General features: G+C 69.0%; 13 protein-coding genes. 9 read left to right on the forward strand and 4 right to left on the reverse strand.

Annotation, left to right across the window (positions count from 1 at the left end; all coding sequences use genetic code 11):
* Nucleotides 1-9 precede the first annotated feature (9 nt).
* Entirely contained in the window at nt 10-690 is a 681-nt protein-coding gene (locus RBL05_RS03650) for a hypothetical protein (protein WP_167560510.1), read from the forward strand.
* A 92-nt stretch (nt 691-782) separates the two neighbouring features.
* On the forward strand, nt 783-2,357 hold the full coding sequence (locus RBL05_RS03655) for a M23 family metallopeptidase (RefSeq protein ID WP_412523788.1): 1,575 nt from the start codon (nt 783-785) through the stop codon (nt 2,355-2,357).
* Here RBL05_RS03655 and RBL05_RS03660 read toward each other — a convergent pair.
* Nucleotides 2,317-3,642, reverse strand: a complete 1,326-nt coding sequence (locus RBL05_RS03660; protein ID WP_308739197.1) for an ISL3 family transposase — start codon at nt 3,640-3,642, stop codon at nt 2,317-2,319. The genes RBL05_RS03655 and RBL05_RS03660 overlap by 41 nt on opposite strands.
* A gap of 180 nt (nt 3,643-3,822) precedes the next feature.
* On the opposite strand from RBL05_RS03660, the gene RBL05_RS03665 reads away from it, so the two are divergent.
* The 4 genes from RBL05_RS03665 (at nt 3,823) to RBL05_RS03680 (ending at nt 7,487) form a co-directional block, all read left to right on the forward strand.
* Entirely contained in the window at nt 3,823-4,089 is a 267-nt protein-coding gene (locus tag RBL05_RS03665; RefSeq protein WP_167560403.1) for a DUF6112 family protein, read from the forward strand.
* A 129-nt stretch (nt 4,090-4,218) separates the two neighbouring features.
* On the forward strand, nt 4,219-4,545 hold the full coding sequence (locus RBL05_RS03670; protein ID WP_006213370.1) for a DUF6112 family protein: 327 nt from the start codon (nt 4,219-4,221) through the stop codon (nt 4,543-4,545).
* A gap of 30 nt (nt 4,546-4,575) precedes the next feature.
* Nucleotides 4,576-6,009 carry a type IV secretion system protein gene (locus tag RBL05_RS03675; RefSeq protein ID WP_167560405.1) on the forward strand — a complete coding sequence of 478 codons (1,434 nt, stop codon included), beginning with the start codon at nt 4,576-4,578 and terminating at the stop codon, nt 6,007-6,009.
* 5 nt (nt 6,010-6,014) lie between these two features.
* The gene (locus tag RBL05_RS03680) at nt 6,015-7,487 is read left to right on the forward strand and encodes a PrgI family protein (protein WP_167560407.1); all 1,473 of its coding nucleotides are present in this window, start codon (nt 6,015-6,017) and stop codon (nt 7,485-7,487) included.
* Nucleotides 7,488-7,493: 6 nt separating this feature from the next.
* On the opposite strand, the gene RBL05_RS03685 is transcribed toward RBL05_RS03680, so the two are convergent.
* Nucleotides 7,494-8,192: a hypothetical protein gene (locus RBL05_RS03685; RefSeq protein WP_040560313.1), complete on the reverse strand. Its 699-nt coding sequence runs from the start codon at nt 8,190-8,192 to the stop codon at nt 7,494-7,496.
* Nucleotides 8,193-8,259: 67 nt separating this feature from the next.
* Here RBL05_RS03685 and RBL05_RS03690 point away from each other — a divergent pair, with 67 nt between their 5' ends.
* The 3 genes from RBL05_RS03690 (at nt 8,260) to RBL05_RS03700 (ending at nt 11,243) form a co-directional block, all read left to right on the forward strand.
* A complete protein-coding gene (locus RBL05_RS03690; protein WP_259787623.1) occupies nt 8,260-9,180 on the forward strand; it encodes a hypothetical protein in 921 nt (306 codons plus the stop codon).
* 120 nt (nt 9,181-9,300) lie between these two features.
* Entirely contained in the window at nt 9,301-9,747 is a 447-nt protein-coding gene (locus RBL05_RS03695; RefSeq protein WP_167560411.1) for a hypothetical protein, read from the forward strand.
* Nucleotides 9,744-11,243, forward strand: coding sequence for a hypothetical protein (locus RBL05_RS03700; protein WP_006213376.1), 1,500 nt, complete (start codon nt 9,744-9,746; stop codon nt 11,241-11,243). The genes RBL05_RS03695 and RBL05_RS03700 overlap by 4 nt, the downstream gene beginning before the upstream one ends.
* Nucleotides 11,244-11,381: 138 nt before the next feature.
* On the opposite strand, the gene RBL05_RS03705 is transcribed toward RBL05_RS03700, so the two are convergent.
* Nucleotides 11,382-12,611, reverse strand: a complete 1,230-nt coding sequence (locus RBL05_RS03705) for an MFS transporter (protein WP_167560413.1) — start codon at nt 12,609-12,611, stop codon at nt 11,382-11,384.
* A 44-nt stretch (nt 12,612-12,655) separates the two neighbouring features.
* Nucleotides 12,656-13,021 (reverse strand): ArsR/SmtB family transcription factor, encoded by a 366-nt coding sequence (locus tag RBL05_RS03710; RefSeq protein ID WP_197464170.1) that lies wholly within the window; start codon nt 13,019-13,021, stop codon nt 12,656-12,658.
* Nucleotides 13,022-13,154: the final 133 nt, after the last annotated feature.

The raw sequence follows: 13,154 nt of genomic DNA on the forward strand, positions 1-13,154 counted from the left end.
CTGGGCGGCATGAAGACTTTCGCTGACTCCCGCCCGCGCACCCGCCTGATCGTCCTGCTCGCCGCCGGCCTGGTGATCGTGCTCCTGGCCGGCATCGGGATCTACGGCCTGATCCTCGGCCCCGACACCAGCCCACCCCACGACCGTGACCCCGAGCCGGGCGCGTCGTCGAGTCCGGTCGAGTCCGGCACGCCACGGCCGGGGCGGATCGCTGCGGTGGTCGGGTCCGGGGACCCTGAGGAGTTCGCCCGCAACGTCGCGACGGCGGTGTTCGCCTGGGATACCGGGTCGGGGCTGATGCCGCTGGACTACACGAGCGTGCTGATGGAGGTCGCCGACCCGACCGGCACCGAGCAGGCCGGCCTCGCCTCCGATATCGCCGCCTATCTGCCCACGCGGGAGGCATGGGTCGAGCTGCGCCAGTACGCCACCACCCAGCACCTGGAGATCACCGATGCGTTCGTGCCCGGAGCGTGGGCGACCGCGCAGGAGCAGGCGCAGCCGGGGCAGCTGGTGGAGGGGACGACGGCGATCACGATCGAAGGCGTCCGCCACCGTGCCGGGGTGTGGAACGACGAACCCGTCGACTCCGCGCACGAGGTGGCGTTCACCGTGTTCGTGGTCTGCGAGCCCGCCTACGACACCTGTCATCTGCTGCGGCTGTCCGAGCTGGACAACCCCCTGCGCTGACCCGAGAGGTCTGGGGAGAAAGGAGGGGCGTGGTGCTCAAGAAGCTCGCTATCGGACTGCTCGCACTGGCGCTGGTAGCACCGTTCCTGTCGATGGTCGGGATCGGGCTGCTGATGAACCCCGCCGCGACCTGGGCCTGCACCGTGCCCGGCGGCGGACTGCAAGTCGGCGAGGTGCCCGACGAGCTCGCCGTCGAAACGCGCGATGGGGAGTCGTTCACGCTGAACAAGAAGCAACTCACGCACGCGGCCACGATCATCGAGACCGGCTCCGGCGTCGAGGGCGTGAACCGTGACGGACTCCAGATCGCGCTGATGGCCGCACTGACCGAGTCGACCCTGCGGCAGCTGTCGAACACGAGCGTCTACCCGGAGTCAGCGGACTACCCGAACGATGGCGATGGCAGCGACAACGACAGCCTGGGGTTGTTCCAGATGCGCCCGCAGGCCGGGTGGGGGTCGGTCGCAGAGCTGATGGCCCCCGAGTATCAGGCGCGAGCGTTCTTCGGCGGCCCGGACGGCCCGAACCATCCCTCGCCGCGCGGGCTGCTGGACATCCCCGGCTGGCAAGACATGGGCAAAGGCGAGGCCGCCCAAGCCGTGGAGGTCTCGGCGTTCCCCGACCGGTACGAGAACTACAGCCCCGTCGCCGTCACGATCCTCGACACCCTCCTCGGCACCACAGGCACGAACGTCGAAACTGACCCTGGTGTGGTGCCTGCTGTGGCCGGGGCGGCGGAGTCTTCGCGGGTGGTGTTCCCTCTGCCCGAGGGCACGTGGACGGCGACCGACCCGTACGGGCCGCGCACCCACCCGATCACCGGGGAGCAGTCCTTCCACACCGGCAGCGACTTCGCCGCCCCGGACGGCACGCCCATCCTCGCCGCCGCCGACGGCACGGTCACCGTCGCCGAGTACACCGATGCGTGGGGCGGGAAGGTCGTCATCGAACATCAGGTCGGCGGCGAGCAGGTCGCCACCGGGTACATCCATTCCTGGGCCGACGGCATCCACGTCGAGGCCGGCGATAGGGTGCGGGCCGGGCAGCACATCGCCGACGTCGGCTCCTCGGGCCAGTCCACCGGCCCGCACTTGCACCTTGAGGTCTATGTCGGGGGCACCGGCGGTGAGCACACCGACCCCGCCGCCTGGCTGAACGCCCACGACGCCGCGGACCTGCCCGAGGCCGAGACCGGCCCACCGGCCGGCGACTGCGACCCCGACAGCAATGGGCCTGGTGGGGAGCCTGACCCTGCCCCGGCCGGTGACCCGGATGAGCTGGTCGACGACCCGACCAGTAACGGGCAGATCACCCGCCGCACCCTGCACCTGTATCAGCAGACGATCGCGGCGTTCCCCGAGACGACCTGGTCGTGCTACTCGCCACGGCCGGGCACGGTCTCGGAGCACCCGCTGGGTCGGGCCTGCGATATCGCGTTCGGCAACGCCATCGGGCAGATGCCCACGCCCGCGCAGATCGAGGCGGGCTGGGAAGTCACGAACTGGATGAAAGACCACGCCGAGACCCTCGGAGTCGACTACCTCATCTGGCAGGACAAGATCTGGTCCCTCGCCCGTGACGACGAGGGCTGGCGCGACTACACGCGCGGCACCGATATCAGGCTCTTCAGAGTTGAGTGTGGGGTGAGGCGTCGAGGCCGCCGGTGATGAGGAGCATTCGGAGGCGGTAGTGCTCGAAATTCCGGAAGCCGCGGGCGGTGCGGCGGCCGAGCTCGATGAGCCCGTTGACGGCCTCGGTGCCGCCGTTGCTCGCGCCGTTGGTGTCGAAGTAGGCCAGGAACGCTGTCCGCCAGCGGCGCAGAGTCTTCCCGAGCCTGGCGATCTCCGGGATCGGGCAGGACGGCAGGGAGGCGATGAGCTCCTCGGCGAGCTGTCGCCCTCGTGCGGGTGTGGGCTGGTGGAAGACGTCGCGGAGGTCTTGGGAGCAGTGGTAGGCGACCTCGACCGCGACATGCTCGGGATGCGCCGCGAACGCGCTGGCCAGCCGAGTCTGCTGGCGCGGGGTGAGGCGTTCGCGCCCCGCGCGGAGGATGTGGCGGATGCCGTAGAGGGGATCTCCCTTGCGGCCGCGGTGGCCGAGGGTCTCCTGCTGGATCCGGCGGCGAACGTCATCGACCGCCGCCCCGCCGAGCTTGACGATGTGGAAGGCGTCCAGCACGCAGGTCGCATCTTCGAGCTGGTCATCGATCGCGTTCTTATATCCCTGGAACGGGTCCAGCGTCGCGATCTCGACCCGCCGTCGGAACGTCTCGCCCCGCTCGTCCAGCCAGTCTCGGTAGGCCTTGCCGGATCGGCCGGGGACCAGGTCCAGCAGCCTGGCGGTGGGGTGGGGTCCTCGGGTCAGGTCGACCATCCCGGTGAGCTCCTTCGGGCCGCGCCGGCGCGGGTCGCGGTGGTGCCAGATGTGCTCGTCCACGCCCAGGACCTGCACTCCCTCGAACCGGGACGGGTCGTTCGCAGCCTCGATCAGGAGTGGTCGGACCTGGGACCAGACCGTGTTCCAGGTCGTGCCGAGCTGACGAGCAAGGCCCTGGATAGTCGCTCCCTCGCGGCGGAGCTGACCGATCGCCCAGCGGATCGCGCGCGTGCTCAGCAGGCCCCGCGGAGCGCAGACCTCCGGGTCCTGCTCCACGAACGAGACCACCTCGCAGAGGCCCTCGTGGCAGATCCAGCGGCGCTTGCGCCACCGGATCCGCACTGGACGGCCCGCCCAGGGCGCATCGATCACCTCGACCATCACTCGGCCGTGACCAGCGGCGATGACTCCGCAACCAGGGCATCCGGCCACTGGATCGCAGGACTCGACCTCGAGCACCAGGCCCGTACGGCCCTTCACCACCGAGGCCAGATGGAGGGTGGGGAAATCGAGGAGAAGATCGCAACGGTCGCAGCGGCCGAGCGCGTCAGAGCAGGCGCACGTAGAGTTGGGCATTGTCGAGGTCCTTGAGATTAGCGGGGGTAGAAGTCCGCTCATCATCGAGGACCTCGACGTCTATCCCCAGCTACCCGACGCCACCGGCGCGCCCACACTCAACTCTGAAGAGCCCGATATCACCACGAGGCATCAAGACCACCTCCACGTCACCCTCGCCGATTCGGGTGGTGGGGCCTGATGGACGTGTTCCCCGATTTCGAGGGCCTGGGCGGCATCGGCGACCTGGAAGAGGTCATCGGCGCCCTGTTGACGTTCGTGCTCATCATCGCGGTGCTGATGCTCATTATTTCCGGCATCGTCTGGGCGATCGCGTCTGCGTCCGGGAACTACGCCGCCGCCGGCAAGGCCCGCACCGGCGTGCTCGTCGCCCTCGGGGCGGCGATCCTCGCCGGCGCCGGGGTCGCGTGGATGAACTGGTTGATCGGCATCGGCCAACAACTCTGAACCCCTGCGCTGAAGCTGCTGCGCCCGCCCCCGGTCTTGTGGGGGCGGGCGCTGCTGCGTGTCTGGCGGGGTCGGGTGCACCTGGTCGAGAGAACACCTCTGTCTCATCTGTCGAAGGAGCGCCCTGCCATGACCATCACGACCCTCGCCACCTGGACCCTCGCCCGCTTGGCGATGCTCCCGATGCAGATCGACATCGACCCCAACGACTCGGGGCTGCCCGGCATCGACCAGCTGCGCACCATCGTCGGTGCCGTCATGACCGTCGGCCTCATCCTGTCCGTCCTCGCGCTGATCGTCTCGGCGATCGTGTGGGGCTTCGGCTCCAACTCCAGCAACCCCCACCTGGCCGGCCGCGGCAAGATCGGCGTCTTGATCTCCTGCGGTGCGGCGGTGATCTGCGGTGCCGCGGTCACGCTGATCAATTTCTTCTGGGGCGTCGGCCAGGCCGTCTGAACCCGCCTATCTGTGTGAGGGAGGTCTGTGATGGCGCTGTGCGATGTTCCCGTCATCTCCACGGTCTGCGACTCCGCCGGTGAAGCGGCCGCGTCGCTGATCGCCGCCCCGTTCGACTGGTTCGCGCAGGCCGTCGGCGGGGCGGCGGGCTGGCTGATCGAGGCCATGTGGACAGTGTTCGACACGACCACGCTGGTCGACGTCACCCAAGAGGGGTACGTGTCGGTGTACAACCTGCTGTTCGGGATCGGCGTGTTCATCGTGCTGATCTTCTTCTGCTTCCAGCTCATCCTCGGCCTGATCCGCCGCGACCCCACCGCGCTGTCCCGCGCCGCCCTCGGGGCCGGCAAGGCCGTGCTCGGCTCCTTCGTGGTTATCACCCTGGCCGCGCTCGCGCTGGAGATCACCGACCAGTTGACCATCGGGATCATCCAAGCCGCCGGCGAGACCACGGCCACGATGGGCGACAAGATCATCCTGCTGGCCGCCGGACTGACCGCCATCAACATCTCCGCCCCCGGTGTCGGGGCGATCGTGACGATCTTCCTCGGCGGGCTCATGGTCGCCGCGGTCGCGATCGTGTGGTTCTCGCTGCTGATCCGCAAGGCTCTGCTGCTGATCGCGATCGTGCTCGCCCCGCTCGCGTTCGCTGGTGCGGCGTGGGATGCCACCCGCGGGTGGATCGGGAAGTGGGCGGCGTTCGTACTCGCCCTCATCATCTCCAAGCTGGTGCTCGTGGTGGTGTTCCTCATCGCGATCACCCAGATGGCAACCCCCATCGAGGCGGACCTGACGGCGATCACCGAGCCAATCACCGGCATCGTCATGCTCGCGATCGCCGCCTTCGCCCCCTACATGGTCTACCGGGTCATCGCGTTCCTCGGCTTCGACCTCTACAACACCATGGGATCGGAACAAGAAGCCAAGAACGCCATGAACCGACCCGTCCCGGTGCCCGGCACACCGCAAGGCGAAGGCCCGAAGAAGATCCTCGACACCAACGGCAACGGCGGCGGAGGAGGTGGGGGCGGGGGTGACGAACCGCCCCCACCCGGAGGCGGAAACCCACCCGGCGGAGGCGGCGGCGGTGGGGGCACGCCGCCACCACCAGGCGGCGGAGCAGGTGCCGGAGCAGGTGCGGGCGGTGCGGGCGCCGGCGGTTCGGCGGCCGGTGCGGGAGCTGCCGCGGGACCGGTCGCGGCGGTGGTCATCGGCGCGGAGGTCGCGAAGAAGGCCGCGACGGCCGGCCCCGAGGCCGGCAAGCAGATCGGCGCCCAGGCCGAGGCCGCCACCGACGGCGCCAACCAGAACACCGGCAACACCAACACCAGCGGGAACGGTGAGAGCGGTGGGAGTGGGCCGGGCGCGCAGGCACCGCCGCGCAGCACCCCGCAGCCGAACCTGCCGACCGGCCCGAAGCCCGACGACGGGCCCAGTAAGCCGCCGACCGGTGGGAAGGAGTGATCCTCGTGAGCAACAAGCACAGCGCCGAAGAAGCGCGTACGGGCACCGACCTGGTGCCGGTGAAATTCAGCAGATTGACTCGCCGCGGCATCTTGCTGGGATTGTCCGCGACCCAGCTGGCGACCCTCGCCGTCGGAGTGCTGTCCCTGGTGGGCGCGTTCTACGCCGGCGGGATGCTGATCGCCTACACCGCCCCGATCTGGGTGTCCTCGATCGTGCTGACCTGGATGCCCGTCGCCGGGCGCCCGGTCGTGGAATGGGTGCCCGTGGCCGCCTGGTGGCTGTGGCGGACCACCGGCGGACAGTTGGCCTACCGGCGCCGCATCGTCGCTCCGAGGCCGGCGGGCACGCTCGCGCTGCCCGGTGACATGGCGCGGCTGCGCGAGCACGTCGACCCGCAGAGCGGGGCGGGCATGATCCACGACCCTCACCAGGCGACGCTGACGGTGGTGTGCGAGATCCGCCATCCCGCGTTCGTGCTCCTCGATCCCGGCGAGCAGGCCCGCCGGGTCTCCTCCTGGGGGCGGGTGCTGGCCAGCGTCTGCCTGTCCGGGCGGATCGCGACCGTGCAGGTGCTGGAGCGCACCCTGCCGGACTCGGGCACGGGCCTGGCCGAATGGTGGGCCGCCCACGGCAGCCAGGACGACTCCTTCGCATCGAGGACGTATGCCGAGCTGATCGAGCGCGCCGGGCCCGCCGGGGAGCGTCACGCCACCACGATCAGCCTCAGCCTGGATATGAAGACGGCGGCCCGGCAGATCCGGACCGCCGGCGGCGGGCTGCGGGGCGCGGCCGCGGTGCTGCGCCAGGAGATGAGCACACTGACCGCGGCGCTGCGCTCGGCGGACCTGACCCCTGCCGGGTGGCTGAGCCCGGGGCAGATCGCCGTGATCCTGCGCAGCGCCTACGACCCGGCCGTCGCCGCGACCCTGGAGCGGCACGGGGAGATCGGCCAGTCGCTGGCCACCGCCGGCCCGGTCGCGGTGACCGAGACCTGGACGAGGCTGCGCACCGATACCGGCTACCACGTCGTGCTCTGGATCAGCGAGTGGCCCCGCTCGATGGTGTATCCGGGGTTCCTCGCCCCGCTGGTGCTCTCCTCAGGGATCGGGCGATCCCTGTCGCTGCTCTACACCCCGCTGCGCACCGATCAGGCTGCCCGTGACATCCGCAAGAAGAAGGTCGAGCACATCTCCGATGCCGCGCAGCGCCGCCGGATCGGACAGATCGAGGACGCCGCCCAGACCGCCGAATACACCGACGTGCTCCAGCAGGAAGCTGACCTAACCGCCGGGCACGGCGTGCTGCGCGTGACCGGTCTGGTCGCCGTCTCGGCGCCCACCATCGAGGAACTGGACGCCGCGGTCGCCGCGGTCGAGCAGGCCGCCATCCAGGCCTCCTGCGAAACCCGCCGCCTCGTCGGCCAGCAGGCCGCCGCGTTCACAGCCGCGGCCTTGCCCCTGACCCGGCCCGTATGAGCCGGCTCAGTTGTCCTTCGGGGGCTTCTCCTGTGCTAGGAGTTGGGAGAAGTGCGCGTCGTTTGGGGCGATATCTGGTCGGAGCCAGTGCATGACCTGATACGTGTTGTTCACCAACATGAAGCCGTCCGACGCCATCGCACCGGCGGAGAAGACAACCTGATCATCTCCGAGCGCGTCCAGCAATTCGGCGTTGTCATCGCCATGGACGAGGTCACCGTAGAGGAACATACGTGCGATCTCGTTGTCCCAGGCATTGACACGAACCCCGGCTGCTTCTGGGTCGATCGGGGCCTGCATAATCCGCATTCGGCGAGGCGGGTACTGCGCCCAGTTCTCACGCAACTGTGTCAAATGCTCAGAGACATTGGTGGCGTCCGCCGGCCGAAAGTACTCCAACGCGGCAAGAACCGTTACCCATGCGAGCCGGTCGCCCTTCTTCGTGAGCGTGAGTGGACGGATCAGTGTGAGTGCGTAAGCCACCTGCTCTTTGGGAGGAATGACCTGGCGAATGCCTGCCAGAGACGACTGGCCTGTGGCTTGATCGACAACGAAGTTCATGTGCAGCTGTTGCCCCAGGTTCATCGCATCGTCACGACGTGCGAGCTCGCACGAGAAGAGCTCTTCCGCTCGGCGTTTGAACAGTCGCAGGGTCTGAGTGTGCCTCGCTGCGAGCTGATCGCTGGCCCTATCCTCACCGCTCATGTGCTCCTCCGGCTGGTTCGTGCTCTGAATGCGTACCTCTCGATCACCACAGTCAAGGGGAGGAACCGTGCCTACATTCTACGATCCCGTCGCCGACGCCGAGGAGGCATCGCAGGCGCTGCGCGGCCTGGCGCACGCCAGCCGCGACTTCACCCACCCCGAGGACGCCTACGGGGTGATTGGGGACCTGCTGGCCGGGGTGCGCTCGATGCAGCAGTCGATCCAGCAGCTCGCCACCCGCCACGCCCGCCATGACGGGCGCGCCTTCGACGATGCCGGAGACCCCGCCGCCGGTATCCGTGATGCCCGCCTGGCCGCCGGGGAGCTCTCCGAGGCCGCTGCCGCCCTGGACCGTGTCGAGGAGGGGCTTAACCGTGCCTCGCAGGCTGCCGGTCGCATCGCCTGGCACCCCGCCCCGCCCGCACCCGCCGAGACGGAGATGACCAGGGTTCAGGGGCCGGTGTCGCGGTGGGTGAACATCGTCTTCCTCCAGAGCGGTGAAGCCGATGCGGTGCTGTGGCTGATCGACTGTGACGGCCCGGACGCCGCGATCGAGCACCTGGCCGGCTTCGACTACGGCGAGGAGACCACGGACGCGGCCATGCTCAACGGCTACGTCTACGACACCCCACCGACCGGGGCGCTGGACAAGGAAGCACGCACGGGAGAGTACACGCTGACCTACAACCCGGACCTCGGCCACGTCGCCCTCTACCGCCACCACCAGATCGCGCCCGAGGACAGCCTCGACACCGACACCCCCGCACCGACCATGGACCCCGACATGGGCAGTGCCGGCGGTGCCGCCTCGGCCGGGACTGCGATGGGCGCGGCGGGTGCTGCCGCTGCGGCGCTCTCTGATCGCGGGGTACGCGCCACCGGACGAGAAGCGGGCAGTGCCGCCGGGCGTGGGCCGGTGAGCGAGGGTTCCTGGTTCGAGCATCCGGGCGTCGCGGCGGTCAAGCGTGACCGCGGCCTCGGCCTCTGACCCGACTACCTCCCGTGGTGCCGCCGCCCTGTGGGGTCGGCGGCACCGGTATGTCCGTGACCGGGCGGGTGGGGTGCACCTGCACCACATCCCCGTCGTTCTCGTGCCTGGGAGGCCATCATGTCCGCCGTCTACTATCCCGCCGCGTTCGCCACCGAGGCCGCCCGCAACCTGCGCCACCTCGCCGCGGACAGTGAACTGCAGGCCACGGGTCCCGGCACCGCCACACTGCTGGGCGACCTGCGCGATGCGGCCACGGCGATGCGGGAGGCGATCGACCGGATCGCCGTCGCCCACACCCTCCCCGGCGCCCCGGCCCTCGCACGGGATACCGGGCTGCAGATCGGTGACGAGCTCCATCAGGCCGGCACCGCACTGGAGGAGACCACGACCCGCCTGACCGGTGCCGTCACCGCCATCGAACACCCCACCACCGTTCCGAAGCACACGACGCGGCGTTCCCTGCGCGCGGGGAGGCAGGCGCGGGTCGCGCAGCCGGCAGGGTCGTGGTTCGACCCGCACCCCGCCGGGTCCAGCAGAGGTCAGGAGCGGGGGTTGGGACTGTGAGCGAGAAGGAACGCCTACATACCTCCGTGCTGGTCGCCCCGGCCACCGAGCGGCGACGGCTGCGGGCGCAGCGCCGCCAGGCCGCGGCCCGGTTGCAGGCCGAGCAGCGTCGCCGCGAGGTCGCGGAAGCGAAAGCCAAGGCCGAGGTCGAGCGGGCCGAGCGCAAGGCCACTCGGTATTTGCCCGCCGCCGGGGAGCCCGGCAAGCAAACGTTGCGGACGCCGGGCCGGTTCCGGCTGCCCCGCCACCAGGACACCTCCGCGACCCTGTCGGCCCAGTACCCGTTCCTCGCCGAGGGCGGCCTGGGCTCGGCGGGCGTGTTCGTCGGCCAGGACCTCTACTCCGGGGGCTCGTTCGTCTACGACCCGTGGGTGCTGTATCAGACCGGGGTCATCACCGCCCCGAACGTCGTGGTCGCAGGGATCGTCGGCAGCGGCAAATCCTCCCTCGCCAAGAGCCTGTACACGCGCAGCCTGCCGTTCGGGCGGCGGGTCTACGTTCCCGGTGACCCGAAAGGCGAGCACACTGAGATCGCCCGCGCCGTCGGCGGGCGGGCGATCCAGCTCGGCCACGGCCTGCCCACCCGCCTCAACCCCCTCGACGAGGGCTACCGCCCCTCCGGGCTCAGCGATGCGGAGTGGGAGACGACGGTCGCCTCCCGCCGCCGCGACCTGATCGGCGCGCTCACCGAAACCGTGCTGGCCAGGCCCATGTCGCCGCTGGAGCACACCGCGATCGACACCGCCCTCGCCGAAACGGTACGGGAGAACGAGGTGCCGATCCTGCCGATGATCGTCGACCACCTCCTGTCTCCCTCCCACGACCCTGACGGGCGGCTGGCCGAGGACGGCCGCATGGTCGGACACGCGCTGCGACGACTGGTGGCTGGGGACCTCTCCGGCCTGTTCGACGGCCCGTCGACGGAGGTGTTCGACCCGACCCTGCCGATGGTGTCCCTGGACCTGTCGCGAGTCACCGAGAACTCCACGCTGGTGTCGGTGTTGATGACGTGCTCCAGCGCGTGGATGGAATCGGCGCTGCTGGACCCGAACGGCGGGCAGCGCTGGTGCATCTACGACGAAGCCTGGCGCCTCATGTCCGAACCCGCGTTGCTCAAGCGCATGGATGCGCACTGGCGGCTGGCGAGGGCGTACGGGATCAGCAACATGCTCATCTTCCACAAGCTCACCGACCTGGAAAACGTCGGCGACCAGGGCTCGGCCATGCGCTCGCTCGCGAACTCCCTGCTCGCCAATGCGGAGTCCCGCATCATCTACCGGCAGGAATCCGACCAGCTGGGCACGACCGCGAAGACCCTTGGACTGACCGGCACCGAGCGCGAGCTGCTGCCGACGCTGGGCACCGGACAAGGGCTGTGGCGGATCAAGGAACGCTCCTTCGTCGTCCAGCACCAGCTCCACCCGGCCGAGTACGAGCTCTTCGACACCACCAGCCGCATGTCCGATCCCGGAAAAAACCAACCCCGCGTAGGGTAAGAATCCGCGTGATTCCGCGGATCTCCAGACGTTCTGACCTTGACTGTGGGGTCGCATGTTCGTTACAGATGCAACCGTACGAGCGATCGGATCGATCTTTGTCGAAGCGGTCGTGGAGGGCATGAGCGCTCCCTGTGCTCATCGCTTGTGAGCTTGCACGAGAGTGCGGGACGTAGCGCTCCAAGCAGTGGTGGCGAGGACCGCGCCGAGAATGCCGATACCGACGAGGACGAGAGCCACGGCGGGAAGGCCGATAGCGGCGCCGAGAACACCGGCGAGGGGGTACGTGATGAGGAAGCAGGCGTGGGACAGGGAGAACTGCGCGGCGAACACCGCGGGCCGATTCTCTTCCGTGCTGCCTCGCCGCAGCAGCCTGGCGGAGGGGGTGAGGATCGTGGAGGTTGCCGCCCCCATCAGCGCCCACACGCTCAGCAGCCCGACCCACTGGGGCGTGCCATCGGTCCAGGCGAGCACCCCGGCTCCGGCCAGGAGAAGGACGGGCAGGGCGATGCCGCCGGTGAGCATGACTCGCCGGTCCGAGACGGCTTCCAAGAGCTTGGGCATGGTCAGGGCCACGATCATGGAGCCGCCTCCGTAGGCGGCGAGCAGGAGCGCAGCATCGGACTGGGTGCGGCCCAGATCGCCCAGGACGAGGACAGTGGTGTTGACGATCACCATCGCCGTGGTCGTCGCCACGACGAGGTTTAGCGCCATCAGGCCCTGCAGCTCCCGGCTGGCCCAGAACGCACGGGCGCCGCGGGTGAGGCGATCGAAGAACGGCGCCGGAGCGGGAGCCTCGAAGCGAGGAAAGCGGGAGACAAGCACCAGGGTCGCAGAGGCAAGGAACCCGACCACGGTGCCAGCGAAGAGATTGTGGAAGCTGACGACCGTCAGTAAGGCGGCGGCGAGCATCGGGCTCACCAGCGACTCCAGGTCGTAGGCGAGCCGCGACAGCGACAGGGCACGTGTGTACTGTCCCTCGTCCGGGAGCACGGACGGGATCACGGCCTGAAACGCGGGCGTGAACGTCGCCGATGCGGACTGCAACAGGAAGATCAGCACATAGATCTGCCACACCTCGGTCACGAACGGCAGCGAGAGCGCGACCCCAGCCCGGATGAGATCGGTCCCGATGAGTAGTGGCTTTCTCTTGAGACGGGCGGTGAGTGCCGTCGTGAGGGGGGAGACGGCGACGTAGGCCACCATCTTGATCGTCATCGCCACACCCATCACCACGCCGGCGTCGCCGCCGGCGATTTCGAAGGCGAGCAGTCCGAGCGCGACGGTGAGCAGGCCCGTGCCCAGCAGCGCGATGACCTGCGCGCTGAACAGTTTCGCGTAGGTGGGATTGCGCAGGACAGCAAGCATGAGACGAGGCCTAACGAACGAGAGTTTGTGCGACGAACGGGCTACTACTGCCGGGGTGCGTGGTGGTGGGGCGGGATCTGCCCGTTCGCGACCGCGTGCTCGGCCTGCTTGATCGCCTCGACCACCAGGGCGACCGCGTGTTCGTCGGTGAGGCGGTAGAGCACGCTCGTGCCCTCCTGCCGGGTCGTGACCATCCGCGCCATCCGTAGTCGGGCCAGATGCTGCGACACCCCCGAGGGCTTCTTCCCGACCAGTTCCGCCAGCGCGTTCACCGGCAACTCGTCGGCCTGGCGCAGGGCCAGCACGATCCTGATCCGCGTCGGATCGGACAACAGTCCCAAGACCTCCGCGGCGAGATCGACGTATTCCGACGCGGGATCCATGCCGCACATCTGCTTATCTGCATCCATACGCAGATACTAACAGCGGCGTATGGGTGAGGGAACCCTGCCGTCGTGTGCTGGACGAGGCCCGGCAGCTGCGCCAGCAGCAGCCAGGATGAACGGTGCGGGTACGGGATTGTGCACCTGGCCGGCATGAGAC

The organism is Brachybacterium sp. GU-2 (genome assembly GCF_030866705.2).
GTDB lineage: Bacteria > Actinomycetota > Actinomycetes > Actinomycetales > Dermabacteraceae > Brachybacterium > Brachybacterium conglomeratum.

Bases quoted from the DNA above. Each gene is read 5' to 3' on its own strand.
- RBL05_RS03650 (WP_167560510.1), top strand. From the start codon at position 10: ATGAAGACTTTCGCTGACTCCCGCCCGCGCACCCGCCTGATCGTCCTG.
- RBL05_RS03655 (WP_412523788.1), top strand. From the start codon at position 783: ATGGTCGGGATCGGGCTGCTGATGAACCCCGCCGCGACCTGGGCCTGC.
- RBL05_RS03660 (WP_308739197.1), bottom strand. From the start codon at position 3,642: ATGCCCAACTCTACGTGCGCCTGCTCTGACGCGCTCGGCCGCTGCGAC.
- RBL05_RS03665 (WP_167560403.1), top strand. From the start codon at position 3,823: ATGGACGTGTTCCCCGATTTCGAGGGCCTGGGCGGCATCGGCGACCTG.
- RBL05_RS03670 (WP_006213370.1), top strand. From the start codon at position 4,219: ATGACCATCACGACCCTCGCCACCTGGACCCTCGCCCGCTTGGCGATG.
- RBL05_RS03675 (WP_167560405.1), top strand. From the start codon at position 4,576: ATGGCGCTGTGCGATGTTCCCGTCATCTCCACGGTCTGCGACTCCGCC.
- RBL05_RS03685 (WP_040560313.1), bottom strand. From the start codon at position 8,192: ATGAGCGGTGAGGATAGGGCCAGCGATCAGCTCGCAGCGAGGCACACT.
- RBL05_RS03695 (WP_167560411.1), top strand. From the start codon at position 9,301: ATGTCCGCCGTCTACTATCCCGCCGCGTTCGCCACCGAGGCCGCCCGC.
- RBL05_RS03705 (WP_167560413.1), bottom strand. From the start codon at position 12,611: ATGCTTGCTGTCCTGCGCAATCCCACCTACGCGAAACTGTTCAGCGCG.
- RBL05_RS03710 (WP_197464170.1), bottom strand. From the start codon at position 13,021: ATGGATGCAGATAAGCAGATGTGCGGCATGGATCCCGCGTCGGAATAC.